Below are 13143 nucleotides of genomic sequence, written 5' to 3'. Positions count from 1 at the left end.
GTCTTAAAACCCCTGAAGCAACCCGGGTGGAGCGTCGGGATCACGGGGCCGAGAACGGGCCAGTCGGACGATCGGGGCTCGGATGAACCGCCGAACCCGCAGGGATCGCTCGGGGACGACCGACAGTATGACTTTCCGTCGGCGAGAGGGATCCGGCATGACCGACCCGTTCGACGTGCTGGTGCTTCGCCGCGGAACCCACGGCATGCCCGTCGCCGACCTCGCGGCCGAGATCCGCGATCGACTGCCCGACCACGAGGTCCGGGTGGCGACGACGCCGGAGGACGAACGGGAGCTGATCCGCGAGGCGCCCGTCGCCGTCGGGATGGACATCGACGAGGAACTGCTCTCCCAGGCCGAGACGCTCGAACTGTTCGCGTGTGCGTACGCGGGGACGGGCCACCTGCCGATGGACGCCCTCGAGGACGCCGGCGTAGCGGTGACGAACGCCGCGGGCGTCCACGGTCCGAACATCGCCGAACAGGTGCTCGGCTCGATCCTCGCCTTCTACCGGGACTTCTTCGAGGGGCGGGACCGCCAGCGCGACCGCGAGTGGCGCCACTATCAGACCGACGAGTTCATGGGCTCGACCGTCACCGTGGTCGGTCTGGGCGCGATCGGCGAGTCGATCGTCGATCGGTTGGAGGGGTTCGGCGTCGACACCGTCGGGGTTCGCTACACCCCCGAGAAGGGCGGGCCGACCGACGAGGTGATCGGCTTCGATTCCGAGGACCTCCACGAGGCGTTCTCGCGCACGGACGTCCTGGTGCTCGCCTGCCCGCTCACGGACACCACCGAGGGGCTGATCGGCGAGGAGGAGCTCGTGACGCTGCCCGAGGACGCTCTCTTGGTAAATATCGCGCGCGGCCCCGTCGTCGAGACGGAGGCGCTCGTGGACGCGATCCGGCGCAACAAACTTCGCGGGGCCGCGCTCGACGTCACCGACCCCGAGCCCCTCCCCGAGGACCACCCGCTGTGGGGCTTCGACAACGTCCAGATCACGCCGCACAACGCCGGCCACACGCCCCGATACTACGTCAGGCTCGCCGACATCGTCGCGGAGAACGTCGAGCGCCTCGACGCTGGCGAGACGGATCTAGAGAACCAGGTGCTGTAGCCGACAGCGGATTGTGTTCGCTCTGGGAAGGGGAGGGTGAACGTCTCGAGGAGATCGTTTCAGTCCACCGTACGGCAACGAACGAGGGGCTGGCGGTACGTCAGCGACGCGCGCTCAACGCCATGACCAACGAGACCGAAGAGTGAGACTTCTCGACACCACGTTTCTGATCGGCTACGAACGAGGTCGGGAGGCGGTCGCGAGCTACCTCGCCAACTCCGGGGACGAGGAGTTCGTCACCTCGACGGTCTGTATGAAGGAACTCGCGGTCGGGAATACCTCATTGGCACCCCGTCGCGAGCCGATCTGACGGCGAACTACGGCTGGCTCCGGATCGTCCCGGTTACCGTCGGGCACGCGTACCACGCCGGGGCGCTCGAGGCGACGCCATACGACGATCCCGACGTGAACCACGGCGGCATCGACTCGCTCGCGGGGGACGTACTGATCGCCGGCGTGGCACGGTCGCTCGGCGCGACGGTGGTGACGAGGCATACCGGGGACTTCGAGCGGTTCGACGGCGTCGCAGTCGAGTTCTACTAGATGTAGCCCTGCTCGGCGAGCAGCTCGCCGTTCAGCACGCTCGCGCCCGCCGCGCCCCGAAGCGTGTTGTGCGCGAGACAGTTGTACTGGAGCCCGGTCTCGCTCTCGCGGACGCCGCCGGCACAGATCTGCATGCCGTTCTCGCGCTCACGGTCCAGCCGGGGCTGGGGTCGTTCCGGCTCCTCGAAGACGTGGATGAGGGGGTCCGGCGAGGAGGGCAGATCGATCGAGTCGTAGGTCTCCATCGCCTCGATCGCGTCCTCCGCGCTCGCCTCCTCCTCGGTCTCGGCCCAGACGTTCTCGAGGTGGCCGTCGAGCGTGGGGATGCGGTTACAGGACGCCGAGACCGTCGCGTCGTGCAGCGAGAGTTCGGCGCCGTCGAAGGCCCCCAGCAGCTTTCGGGACTCGGACTCCATCTTCTCCTCCTCGCCGCCGATGTGCGGGACGGCGTTGTCGATGATCTCCATCGACGTGACGCCGGAGTAGCCCGCCCCCGAGACGGCCTGGAGGGTGGCGACGTGCACTCTCGAAAGTCCGAACGTATCGAGCGCCGCGAGCGTGGGGACCATCGTGATCGTCGAGCAGTTGGGGTTCTTCACGAGCGCGCCGTCCCAGCCGCGCTCGTCGCGCTGGACCTCGAGCATAGCGAGGTGGTCGGCGTTCACCTCGGGGATCACGAGCGGGACGTCGGGCGCCATGCGCTGGTTCGAGGAGTTCGAGGAGACGACGTAGCCCGCCTCCGCGAAGTCGGGCTCGACGCGCTCGCCGACCGAGGAGGGAAGCGAGGAGAAGAGCATGTCGACGTCGTCGGGCACCGCCTCGGGATCGGTCTCCGCGACCGTGATCTCCGCCACGTCCTCGGGGATCGGTGTGCTGATCCGCCACTTGGCCGCGTCGCGGTAGGGCCGGCCCGCGCTCTCGGGGCTCGCGGTGAGACACGCGATCTCGAACTCGGGGTGAGGATCGAGAAGCTGGATGAGTCGCTGTCCGACGGCGCCGGTCGCGCCGAGCACGCCAACGGTGTGAGTCATTAGCGCAGGGTAGGGTCGGCCCGGTTCAAAACCGTTTGGATCGGGAGAAAACCCGCAAAAGCTGCCGCGCTACGCCTGGGCGGCCTGTTCCTGTTTCCGGGTGACGTAGCCCGCGATCCGGTTTCGGACGCCCTTGGACTCGATGTTGGTCAGTTCGCGGACGCTTCGTTTGTTGTGATCGAAGTCGTCGTTGAACGCCTCGGGGTAACGCTCGATGAGGAGCGTCCCCGTCTTCTTGACGTAGGCCGGTTTGATCGCCATGGCGGGCTCTACTGGGGTGGCGGCCTAAAAGGATTCGTTTCGAGCGTTTCGGTCGTTTCGGTCGCCTCAGTCGGGCCGTTCGTCCCGCCCGTCCCAGTCCGACAGTTCGCGGAGGCGCGCCATCGCCTCGCGCTCGCGTGCGGCGCCACAGCGCTCGACCACGCCCTCGAAGTAGACGAGGCGTTCCTCGAGCTCGGCGGTATCGTAAGCTGCGACGCCGAGCCGCGAGGCCGCGACCGTCGCCTCGATGACGGCGTTGTAGCCGCGGTTGGTCGTCGGGACGACGCGCCGTTCGATCCCCGTCTCGACCGGCGTGTGCGCCCACTCCTCCCAGCGGGTGCCGCCGTCCTCGCCGGCGTCGACCCGCTCGACCTCGACGCGGACCCAGGCGTCCGCGGAAGGAAGGACGGGGTCGTCGCGCTCGTAGACTCCCAGCGCCGCCTCGACGAACTCCATCGGATCCCGGGTGAACTGGACGTACCCCCCACCTCGCCGGTGGAGATTCCGCCGCGTCCGGGTGTTTCCCCACGTCCGCGAGGTCACCGGCTCGCCGGCGAACAGCCCGAGCGCCGCGAGGTTCCACCGGTCGTTCGGCCCGAGCGTTGCGACGACCGACTCGGTGGCGCCGCGTAGCTCGACCGGCCAGCCGTCGCTCACGGCTCGACTCCCCGTTCGAGCGCGACGAACAGCCCCGCGGCGACGATGTCGGCGGTCGTTCCCGGATTGATCCCCTCCTCGACGAACGCCTCGGCGAGCGCCTCGATCGCGTCTGGATCGCCCGCGTCGCGTGTCCGTTTCGCCCGCTCCATCGCCCCCTCGGCGACCCTCTCCCCGTGTTTCTTCGCGACGAGCGTGTCGGGTCGCTCCGCGAGCAGGTCGAGAAACGCCCGTGCGCCGCGATCCGAGAGCGGCCCCTCGGACTCAGTGATCAGTTCCGCGGCCCGGAACGAGCGCTCGAAGCCGCCCGTCCACTCGCGGGCGACGTCGTCCTCGGCCTCGCTCAGGCGCATCACGTCGAGGAGCGTCAGCCCGCGGCGTTCGAGGGCGGGGACGGCTTCGCTCCCGCGCCGAACGTCGAGGTCGGCGGCGTCCTCGGGCGGGTCGTCGACGAACACCTCGCAGTACTCGAACGCCCGGTAGAACGCGGCGGCGTCCTCGACGGTAGTCGCCTCGACGACCCGTCGTACGCCCTCGGGCGAGAGCGTCCCCCCGTCTTCGATCGCGGCGCGGACGAGCGGCACGAGCAGGAGAAGCGCGCCGAACTGGGTGTTCTGACCGTGGCCGGCGGCCATCCCCCCGACCGCCCGTTCGAACGCCTCGCCGATGGGATCGCCGGCTTCCGCGTCCCGCAACCCCTCGCCCGCACCGACGGCGCCCGCGAGGAACTGCTCGAAGCGCAGGTCGGACAGATCGCGCCGTCGGTCGACGTTGCCCGGCTTGGGCGTCCCCGCGACCTCGAGCAGCAGCGCGAGTTCGGCGTTCTGTGCCGCCGTTCGTGTCCGCGCGCTCGTGTTCGCGTTCACGCGTGGGCCTCCCGGGAGAGCCGGTCGAGGACCTCCCGTATCCGTGCGAGCACCCGGGGGTCGTCGCTGGGTCGGCCGACGCTCACCGCGTCCGCGCCGTACGCGAGGTACTCCCGGACGCTCGCGGCGTCGCGAACCTCGTTGTTCGCGATCACGAACAGATCGGCGGCGTCCGTCACCGTTCGGATCACCTCCTCCGAATCCATCGCGTCGACGTGGATCGCGTCCGCACCCGCCCGCTCGACCAGTCGGGCGGTCTCGGCGAGATTCACCCCGTCGACCTCCGCACGGACCTTCACGCTCACCGTCGCGCCCTCGGCGTCGGCCGCGCAGACGTACTCGCGGAGCCGGTCGCTCTCCCGAAGGAGCGTCTCCCCGCAGCCGACCGCACACAGCTCTTCCTGGCGACAGTGGGCGTTGATCTCGCAGATCGCGCCGTGCGCGCGACAGACCGCCGCAGCCGTCGCGATCGGTTCGGGCGAACTCGACCGAAGGTTAAATCCCGCTCTGATCGGCGTCTCCGACAGCGCCGAGAGCTGGTCGTCGACGAACGCGATCGGGTCCGCCGGCAGGAACTCGTCGCGGTCGCGGGCGACGAGCGCGCGGGCGGCCTCCCGAGACGGCTCGTCGAGGGCGATTCCGCCGAGAAAGGCCGCGCCGGCGTGCTCGCTCGCCGCGCTCGCCCACGCGGCGTCCGATCGGCCGCTCAGGCTCGCGAGCGCGAGTCGTGGCTCGAACATCAGTCGATCCCCCCCAGCGCCTCCTCGACCGCACGGGCGACGCGTTCGGCGTCCTCTCGCGAGTCCATCGCGGTGTCGGTCCGGACGACGGGGCGATCGAGCGTCGTCCCGTCGCCGTCGTCGAGCACGAACGCGTCGGCGAACGGATAGCATTCGGCGACGCCGGCGGTCGAGGGCTCGTAGCCCGAAGCGGCCATCAGATCGCCCGCGGGGCCCGAGAAGACGCGGTCCTCGACGAACGGCGAGACGACGACCACCGGCACCCGGGCGAGTCGTTCCTCGACCCCCCTGACCGCACGGATCGGCCCGACGCTCGTGATCGGGTTCGAGGGGCCGATCACGACCGGGTCTTCGAGAGCGGTCAGTACGGCCTCCGTCGCCCGCGCTTCGCCGCGGAACTCGACGCGTTCGATCGCGGGCTCGCCGCGATGGGCGACCCAGAACTCCTGGAAGTGCATCTCCCCCCGATCGGTGTGGATCATCGTTGCGAGCGGGTCGTCGCTCATCGGCACGAGGTCGATGGCGAGCCCGAACGCATCGGCGAGCGTTCGGGTGACCTCGGTGAGCGAGCGCCCCTCGTCGAGCAACCCGGTCCGGGTGAGGTGGACCGCGCGGTCGCGGTCGCCGATCGTCATGAACTCCGCGATCCCCGAGAACCGCCGCCAGCGGGCGATCTCCCGTCCGTCGGTCTGACAGGCGTCGGGAAGGTAGCGCGGCCCCGTCTCGAGACCGGCAGCACTCGCCAGTTCGAGGAGGTACTCGTTGGTCTCGTGGGTGTCGCCGTCGATCCCCCACCACGTCTCCCGGTCGAGGACCCCGCCGCGTTCGAACAGCACGGTGTCGAGGTCCGGACAGACCAGCAGCCCGCCGAGTTCGACGTCGTCGCCGGTGTTGCCGACGACGGTCGTCTCCGCCGGCTCGAAGACGGCGTCGGCCCCCGAGAGGAGCTTCGGCGTTCCGGTCCCCCCGGAGAGAAACGTCACCATACGCGGGGTAGGCGGGGGATCGGCCTTAAGCGCTCGCCCTCGGATCCGCGTAGCGATCGTCCCGGTCGACGCTCGGGGGCGTGGACGACGACCGGCGGCAGTCCACGACCTGGCGTGAGCATGGCCGACGTACCCGACGTCGAGGCGGTGGAGACCGAGGACGGGTACGTCCACGGGCGGTTTCGCGATCCCGATCGCTACGACGAGATCCGAACCCCCGACTGAGCGAAGGAGCTCGCCGAGTCCGTCTCGGAGGGCAGCGAGGTCCGAACCGGGAAGAAGGAGGGAAGCGACGACTGGGAGGTCACGTCGGTGTTGGGCCGGAAGAACGTCGGCGAGGAGAAGGCGAAGGAGCAGGCCCGCGAGATCGTCGAGAAGATCGAGTCCTAGGCGGGAGCGAAGCGACTTAGACGACGCCGGCGAGCGTACGTTACATGCCGGAGGGTGACGGAAACGAGAGAGAGGATGGCGCGGACCGACCGAAAGGCGATCCCGGGATGGTCGGCGTGCTCGTGCGCCTCGCGATTGCGCTGCTGGCCGTGGCGCTCGGCCTCTTCTGGATCGTCCGACTAACGTTCGTCGGGTCGACGCTTCGTGGCGGACTACTGTTCGAACTACTCGCCCCACTGGTGTTGCTTTACTTCGGGATCGATTACCTGCAGACCCAACGTCGCGCCTTGAACCCTGACTCACGTCCAGAAAGGTGAACCGCGGACATTCGACCTGGATCACGACGGGCTTTGACGACCCGTCTCGTCTCAACGTATCTCTACCCTGTTAGCATGCGTCAGTACATCGTTATTGCATTATATATCATAAACAACATGAAGAACAGTATGGAAGTCGCCACTACGCAGCAACTCGAGGCGATCGTTCGGGAGGATATCGAGCGGATCCGGAACGAAGGTGATCGCTCCTCCGTCGATGAACGGTATGGCGACGACTCTGTGCTTCACGATGCCTCCCTCCGAGGAAGTTCACGGTCAGGAAGGTCACAAGTCGTACGGTCATGGGTTCCGGAAGACCTTCCCCGACCTAGAGGTGACCGCCGACCGGATCGTCACCGAGGACGATACGGTCGCGGTCAGATACCCGTGGCGTGGCACCCACCGAGGGGAACTCGTGGGTATCGAACCCACCGGAAAACGAGTTGAGGGGACTGGAATGGTGGTCGTCCGTTTCGAGGACGGAAGGTGCGGGAAGACTGGATCATCGATGACTCGCTTGGCCTGCTCCAGCAGCTCGGTGGTATCGAACCGCCCGGTGAGTAATTCGCCGTTCCTTTCTGCGGCAAGGGACCGCGTTGTTCATGAGGTTGGCAAAACGCCCGCGTTCCGGGAGCAGCGTAAACCCATTGCTAGCAGATTCATCCGTCAAACGTACTCTACTTTTTGGTTTCTGCCGTCGTATTTCGATATATGGCAAACGAGACCGCCATAGAATTCATCGAGGAGTGGCAGTTAGGGATTTTCTTCATAATCGGTTGTTTCATCGGCGCGATGGTCGGACTGTTTCTCTTCGCCCATCTGGGATGGGACACCGTTATCGGGTCCGTCCTGGGAACCGTTTTCACGTTTCTCATCGCTTCGTACGTTCTCTACAGCCGTTGAAGCGGATCGAATGGACCCGTTGATCGACACTGTACCGATCTCCGTGTTCGATCCTGTCTCTCCCAGTATCGGTCGTAGTGGGAGAGACGCCAGTGGATCGATTCACACGACGGCATGCGAACCGCGCCGGCGCCGATACCAGGTGGCTGCGGAGGTCGTGTCGGAATCACCGACAGCGTTTATGCCGCTACCCGCCGGTCATACCCACATGGATCTGGACGGACGGACGGCGCTCGTCACCGGCGCCAGCGGGGGAATCGGCCGCGAGATCGCGCTCGCGTTCGCCGAGTCGGGGGCGAACGTCGCGCTGGTCGCCAGAAGCGACGGGATCGAGGGGACCGCGGAGCTGATCGACGACCCCGAACGGGCGCTCCCGGTCAGGGGCGACGTCACCGACGAGTCGTCGGTCCGCGAGGCGATCGATCGCACCGTCGACGAGTTCGGCGGCCTCGACTGTCTGGTCAACAACGCCGGCATCGCGGGGCCGACGGCGCCGGTCGAGGAGGTCTCGCTCGAGGAGTGGGAGCGGACCATGCGAGTCAACGTCACCGGCATGTTCCTGACGGCGAAACACGCCGTATCGCACCTTCGCGAGAGCGACCGTGCGAGCGTGATCAACGTCTCCTCGATCAGCGGGAAGCGCCCTCTCGAGGGCCGCACTCCGTACACGGCGTCGAAGACGGCGGTGATCGGCCTGACCCGAACTCTGGCGTTCGAACTCGGCGAGGACGACGTCACGGTGAACGCGATCTGTCCGGGCGCGACCAGCGGACCGCGGATCGATCGGGTGATCGAGGCGCAGGCCGAGTCGCTCGGCGTGAGCTTCGAGGAGGCGAAACGGCGCGTGTTCACCGACGACGCCGCGCTCGGCGAGCTCGTCGAGCCCGAGGACGTCGCGGCGATGGCGACGTTTCTCGCGAGCGAGCACGCGCGACACGTCACCGCCCAGGATCTCAACGTCGACGGCGGAACGGCCTGGTACTAGTAGTAGTCCTCACTCGACGAGCTCGTACACGTCCGGGGTGATCGAATCGCCCGTAGGGAGACCGAACGTCAGTAAACGAACACGAACGCGGCTGCTGAGGTGGACGACCGGTGTCTCCGGGATATTACTGCTCATCTGATAGGTGTCGTTCGGCAGAGCTTTCGAACTGTATCGGCCGGTCCTCCGAGCGACGCCGAGCTAACGAGTAACGGAACAAATATGTAGGAGGGCGGATTCCCTTTCGGACATGTCTGCTAGTGGGTCACAAGGATCGTTACAGCGGATGGGGCAGGCGGTAGCCAACTGGTCGGAACGATGGGTGCCGAGCCCGTTCCTCTTCGCGATCATCCTCACCCTCATCGCGTACGTGGTGGCGATCGCACTCACACCCGACGGCCCCCTCGAGAACGTCATCAACTGGTACGACGGATTCTGGGTCCTGCTCGAGTTCGCGATGCAGATGGTGTTGATCCTCGTCACGGGCTACGTCGTCGCCGATTCGAGGCAGGTGAGCAGCCTGCTCAACCGGGTCGCGTCGATCCCCGACAGCGGACCGCAGGCGGCCGCGCTCGTCGCGGCGGTCGCGATGGTCGCCGGCTACTTCCACTGGGGGGTCGGGCTGATCATCGGCGCGATCTTCGCGGTCTTCGTCGCCCGGGCCGGCCTCCAGCGCGGCATGACGTTTCACTATCCGCTGCTCTGTGCCTGTGGCTACACCAGCCAGGTGATCTGGCACGTCGGGCCGTCGACGAGCGCGGGGCTGCTCTCGGCGACCGAGGGCCACGTCTTCGAGGACGTCATCGGCGTCGTCCCGCTCTCCGAGAGCGTCTTCACCGTCTACGCCTTCGGAATCGCGCTTCTGGTGTTCCTCACGGTGGTGCCGCTGATGTACCTCCTCGCGCCCGAGGAGGAGCACGCGGTCGGCATCGACGAGTACGCGCCCGGACTGGTCGAGGCGGGCGAAGGCGGGGTCGGAGCCGGAGCCGAGACCGGGGGCGACGAGCGGGCGGCCGACGGGGGGACCGCCCAGCGGATGCCCGCCGATCGACTCGACGACAGCCGGCTGGTCTCCTACCTCGTCGGCGCCGGCATGTTCGTCTACATCGTCCAGCACTTCGCGACCGCCGGCGTCGGCGAGGCGCTCGACATCAACGTCTTCAATTTCCTGTTCATCGCGATCGGACTGTTCCTCTACGGGACGCCGACGGCCTACGTTGAGGCGATTCGCGGCGCGACCGAGAGCGCCGCGGGCATCATCCTGCAGTTTCCCTTCTACGCGGGCATTCTCGGTATCATCGATAACTCGGGACTCTCGGAGCTGATGGCCGAGGCGTTGCTCGACATCGCGACGCCGACGACGTTCCCGGTGTTGGCGTGGATCCTCGGGGGGATCATGAACTTCTTCGTCCCCAGCGGCGGCGGCGAGTGGGGCATCATCGGCGGCATCGTCGGCGAGACCGCCGTCGAACTCGGGGTCGCACCCGGCCAGGCGATCATCGCCTACGGCACCGGCGACATGTGGACGAACATGTTCCAGCCGTTCTGGGCGATCCCCCTTCTCGGCATCACGCGGGTCAGGGCGCGAGACATCCTGGGCTATACGCTGATCGTCATGGTCGTGCTCACCCCGGTGTTCACGCTCGGGCTCTACTTCCTGCCGTACTGATCGCGATCCCCTCTTTCGGTCGAACCGTGCTAGCGATAGCCAACGGTTAAGGGGGATCGATCCGTCGTCCCCTCGATGCCTGCCGATACGGCTCTCGCCGACGTCGCCGCGTCGTTGCGGTCCGGCGAGACACGACCGACGCCGTACGTCGAATCGCTCCGTACCCGCTCCGAGGACATCGAGCCTGAGATCCACGCGCTGCTCGAGGAGCCCGATCGCTGGGGCCGCCTCCAGCGCGAGGCCGGCGCGCTCGAGGCCTGTTTCGACGACCCGGCGGCCAGGCCGCCGCTCTACGGCGTGCCGGTCGGCGTGAAGGACATCTTCCACGTCGATGGCTTTCCCACGCGTGCCGGCTCGGACCTCCCGTCGGAGGCGCTGACGGGTTCCGAGGCCGCCGCCGTCCGCGCGCTTCGGAATGCCGGCGCACTGGTGCTCGGAAAGACGGTCACGACGGAGTTCGCCTACTTCGAGCCCGGTCCGACCCGAAACCCCCACGACACCGATCACACGCCGGGCGGGTCGAGCAGCGGCTCGGCGGCGGCGGTCGCCGCGGGTCTCTGTCCGCTCGCGCTCGGCTCACAGACGATCGGCTCGGTGATCCGACCCGCCGCCTTCTGTGGCGTCGTCGGCCTGAAGCCGACCTACGGCCGGATCCCCATCGACGGCGTACTCCCCGTGGCGCCGTCGGTCGACCACGTCGGCTGCTTCACGCGGGACGTCGCCGGCGCGAGGCTCGCGGCGTCGGTGCTCTACGACCACTGGCGACCCGACTCCACGATCGAAGCTCCCGTTCTGGGCGTTCCCGAGGGCCCCTATCTCGAACAGGCCGACGACGAGGGACTCGAGGGGTTCGAGAACCACGTCGAGCGTCTGGAACGGGCCGGATACGACGTGCGGCGGGTCGACCTCCTCGGCGACGTCGAAGCGGTAAACGACCGCCACGACCGGTTGGTCGCCGTCGAGACCGCGCTCTCCCACAGCGAGCTCTTCGACGAGTACGGCGAGCACTACGCCGAGGCGACCGCGGCGCTGATCCGCGAGGGTCACGCGGTCGGCGTCGGAGAGCTCTGTGCGGCACGTACGGGCCGGGGCGCACTCCGTGAGGAGGTCGAGCGGACGATGGACGAGGAGGGACTCGACGTCTGGATCTGTCCGGGCGCTCCAGGCCCGGCCCCCGAGGGGATCGACGACACCGGCGATCCGGTGATGAACCTGCCGTGGACCCACTGCGGGCTGCCAGCCGTCGCGCTGCCGGCGAGCACGACGGAGGGCGGCCTTCCGCTCGGGCTGCAGTGCGTCTCGCGGTTCGGGAGCGACGAACGCCTCCTCTCGTGGGCCGAGGAGATCGCCGAGGCGCTCGCGGGCGTCGACGGCCCGTCGGTTTAACTCGCGGAGCGCCCAACCTCGCGTATGAAGACGATCAAGGACAGCGTCCACGACCACATCGTGGTCGACGGCGTCGCTCGGGCGCTGCTGGATACCCCCGAGGTCCAGCGGTTGCGCCACATCAAACAGCTGGGAACGGTCTCGCTGGTCTACCCCTCCGCGAACCACACTCGCTTCGAGCACTCCCTGGGAGTCTATCACCTCGCCTGCGAGGCGCTCTCCCAGTTAGGAATCGAGGGTCGGGCCGCAGAACGGGTCCACGCGGCGGCCATCCTTCACGACGTCGGCCACGGCCCCTACAGCCACAACGTCGAGAGCGTGATCGAACGCCACACGGGCAAGTACCACGAGGACGTCGACGACCTCGTCGAGCAGGGACCGGTCGGCGAGGTCCTCCGCGAGCACGACCTCGAGCCCGCCCGGGTCTCCGGCCTCATCGGCGGCGAGGGCCAGTACGGCGGGCTCGTCTCCGGCGAACTCGACGTCGACCGGATGGACTACCTGGTGCGCGACGCCCACCACACCGGCGTCCCCTACGGCACGATCGACTCCGGACGCCTGGTTCGCGAACTGCGCTTCGTCGACGGCGAACTCGTCCTCGGCGAGGGGAACGTCCAGACCGCGGAGAGCCTGCTCGTCGCCCGCGCGCTGATGAACCCGACCGTCTACAGCCACCACGTCGCGCGGATCGGCAAGTCGATGCTCCGGCGCGGGGCAGAACGGCTGATCGCGAACGGGGAGACGACGCCCGAGGGGCTCCGCCGGATGGACGACCACGACCTGCTCGTGGCGCTCCGAACTGCCGACTCGACCGAACGGATCGCGGGTCGGCTCGCCCGTCGCGAGCTGTTCAAACGCGCCGTCTGGTCGGAGTACCGGGACGTTCCAGACGACCTGCTCGAGCTCTCCCACGAGGAGACGGTGGAGTACGAGACCGCAATCGCCGACCGGGCGGGCGTCGATCCCGACGACGTGATCCTCGACGTGCCGGCGTACCCGAGCATGACCGAGTCGACGACCCGCGTGATCGTCGGCGGGGAGATCCGCCGCCTCGAGGAACAGTCGCCGCTCGTCCGAACGCTGCGGGGGGTCCAGCTCAACCAGTGGCGACTCGGGGTGTACGCCCCCGCCGAGGCGACCGACCGAGTGGGCCACGCCGCCGAGGCCGTACTGGGGCTCGACACCGACGGCAGGCTGATCAGCGACGCTGTCCGTGGGCTGCACACCACGCTCGATCGCTTCGGCACGGACGCGAAGCGAGAATGACCGGATTCAAATCCGAGGACCGCCTTCAT

Annotated in this window: 16 protein-coding genes and 1 pseudogene; 11 read left to right on the top strand and 6 right to left on the bottom strand. The window is 67.8% G+C overall.

Translation table 11 applies throughout. The features are described 5' to 3' along the window. The first annotated feature begins 157 nt into the window (after positions 1-157). The 3 genes from V0Z78_RS07155 to V0Z78_RS07145 all read left to right on the top strand — a co-directional run bounded on the left by V0Z78_RS07155 (position 158) and on the right by V0Z78_RS07145 (position 1660). A complete protein-coding gene (locus V0Z78_RS07155; RefSeq protein WP_336343946.1) occupies positions 158-1117 on the top strand; it encodes a D-2-hydroxyacid dehydrogenase in 960 nt (319 codons plus the stop codon). A 142-nt stretch (positions 1118-1259) separates the two neighbouring features. Then, positions 1260-1427 carry a PIN domain-containing protein gene (locus V0Z78_RS07150; RefSeq protein WP_336343945.1) on the top strand — a complete coding sequence of 56 codons (168 nt, stop codon included), beginning with the start codon at positions 1260-1262 and terminating at the stop codon, positions 1425-1427. Positions 1428-1522: 95 nt separating this feature from the next. Beyond that, the gene (locus V0Z78_RS07145) at positions 1523-1660 is read left to right on the top strand and encodes a type II toxin-antitoxin system VapC family toxin (RefSeq protein WP_336343944.1); all 138 of its coding nucleotides are present in this window, start codon (positions 1523-1525) and stop codon (positions 1658-1660) included. Here V0Z78_RS07145 and asd read toward each other — a convergent pair. The 6 genes from asd to cofD form a co-directional block, all read right to left on the bottom strand. Next, positions 1657-2691 carry an aspartate-semialdehyde dehydrogenase gene (gene asd / locus V0Z78_RS07140; RefSeq protein WP_336343943.1) on the bottom strand — a complete coding sequence of 345 codons (1035 nt, stop codon included), beginning with the start codon at positions 2689-2691 and terminating at the stop codon, positions 1657-1659. The genes V0Z78_RS07145 and asd overlap by 4 nt on opposite strands. Positions 2692-2760: 69 nt before the next feature. Continuing rightward, positions 2761-2952, bottom strand: a complete 192-nt coding sequence (locus V0Z78_RS07135; RefSeq protein ID WP_336343942.1) for a 30S ribosomal protein S17e — start codon at positions 2950-2952, stop codon at positions 2761-2763. A gap of 66 nt (positions 2953-3018) precedes the next feature. Further along, complete coding sequence (locus V0Z78_RS07130) at positions 3019-3609, bottom strand: DUF447 domain-containing protein (RefSeq protein WP_336343941.1); 591 nt, start codon at positions 3607-3609, stop codon at positions 3019-3021. Beyond that, positions 3606-4475, bottom strand: coding sequence for a triphosphoribosyl-dephospho-CoA synthase (locus tag V0Z78_RS07125; protein WP_336343940.1), 870 nt, complete (start codon positions 4473-4475; stop codon positions 3606-3608). Before V0Z78_RS07125 ends, V0Z78_RS07130 begins: the two co-directional genes overlap by 4 nt. Beyond that, positions 4472-5215 (bottom strand): tRNA-dihydrouridine synthase, encoded by a 744-nt coding sequence (locus tag V0Z78_RS07120; RefSeq protein ID WP_336343939.1) that lies wholly within the window; start codon positions 5213-5215, stop codon positions 4472-4474. The genes V0Z78_RS07125 and V0Z78_RS07120 overlap by 4 nt, the downstream gene beginning before the upstream one ends. Further along, complete coding sequence (gene cofD / locus V0Z78_RS07115) at positions 5215-6201, bottom strand: 2-phospho-L-lactate transferase (protein ID WP_336343938.1); 987 nt, start codon at positions 6199-6201, stop codon at positions 5215-5217. The genes V0Z78_RS07120 and cofD overlap by 1 nt, the downstream gene beginning before the upstream one ends. 120 nt (positions 6202-6321) lie before the next feature. On the opposite strand from cofD, the pseudogene V0Z78_RS19025 reads away from it, so the two are divergent. From V0Z78_RS19025 to V0Z78_RS07085, 8 genes and pseudogenes are all read left to right on the top strand, one after another. Further along, positions 6322-6591, top strand: a pseudogene (locus tag V0Z78_RS19025) (hypothetical protein). A 44-nt stretch (positions 6592-6635) separates the two neighbouring features. Next, on the top strand, positions 6636-6908 hold the full coding sequence (locus tag V0Z78_RS07110) for a hypothetical protein (protein WP_336343937.1): 273 nt from the start codon (positions 6636-6638) through the stop codon (positions 6906-6908). A gap of 217 nt (positions 6909-7125) precedes the next feature. Beyond that, positions 7126-7641: an ester cyclase gene (locus V0Z78_RS19020; protein WP_409338677.1), complete on the top strand. Its 516-nt coding sequence runs from the start codon at positions 7126-7128 to the stop codon at positions 7639-7641. Next, the gene (locus tag V0Z78_RS07105) at positions 7620-7811 is read left to right on the top strand and encodes a hypothetical protein (RefSeq protein ID WP_336343936.1); all 192 of its coding nucleotides are present in this window, start codon (positions 7620-7622) and stop codon (positions 7809-7811) included. Before V0Z78_RS19020 ends, V0Z78_RS07105 begins: the two co-directional genes overlap by 22 nt. A 208-nt stretch (positions 7812-8019) precedes the next feature. Continuing rightward, complete coding sequence (locus V0Z78_RS07100) at positions 8020-8796, top strand: SDR family NAD(P)-dependent oxidoreductase (protein ID WP_336343935.1); 777 nt, start codon at positions 8020-8022, stop codon at positions 8794-8796. Between the two features lie 283 nt (positions 8797-9079). Next, positions 9080-10462: a short-chain fatty acid transporter gene (locus V0Z78_RS07095; RefSeq protein ID WP_336343934.1), complete on the top strand. Its 1383-nt coding sequence runs from the start codon at positions 9080-9082 to the stop codon at positions 10460-10462. 75 nt (positions 10463-10537) lie between these two features. Further along, positions 10538-11848 (top strand): amidase, encoded by a 1311-nt coding sequence (locus V0Z78_RS07090; protein WP_336343933.1) that lies wholly within the window; start codon positions 10538-10540, stop codon positions 11846-11848. 24 nt (positions 11849-11872) lie between these two features. Then, complete coding sequence (locus V0Z78_RS07085; protein ID WP_336343932.1) at positions 11873-13114, top strand: HD domain-containing protein; 1242 nt, start codon at positions 11873-11875, stop codon at positions 13112-13114. The last annotated feature ends 29 nt before the right edge of the window (positions 13115-13143 follow it).

The sequence above is a fragment of the Halalkalicoccus sp. CG83 genome (assembly GCF_037081715.1).
GTDB classification, from domain to species: Archaea; Halobacteriota; Halobacteria; order Halobacteriales; family Halalkalicoccaceae; genus Halalkalicoccus; species Halalkalicoccus ordinarius.
Note: the sequence above shows the minus strand (reverse complement) of the source record. Positions and strands in the feature narration are given on the sequence as shown.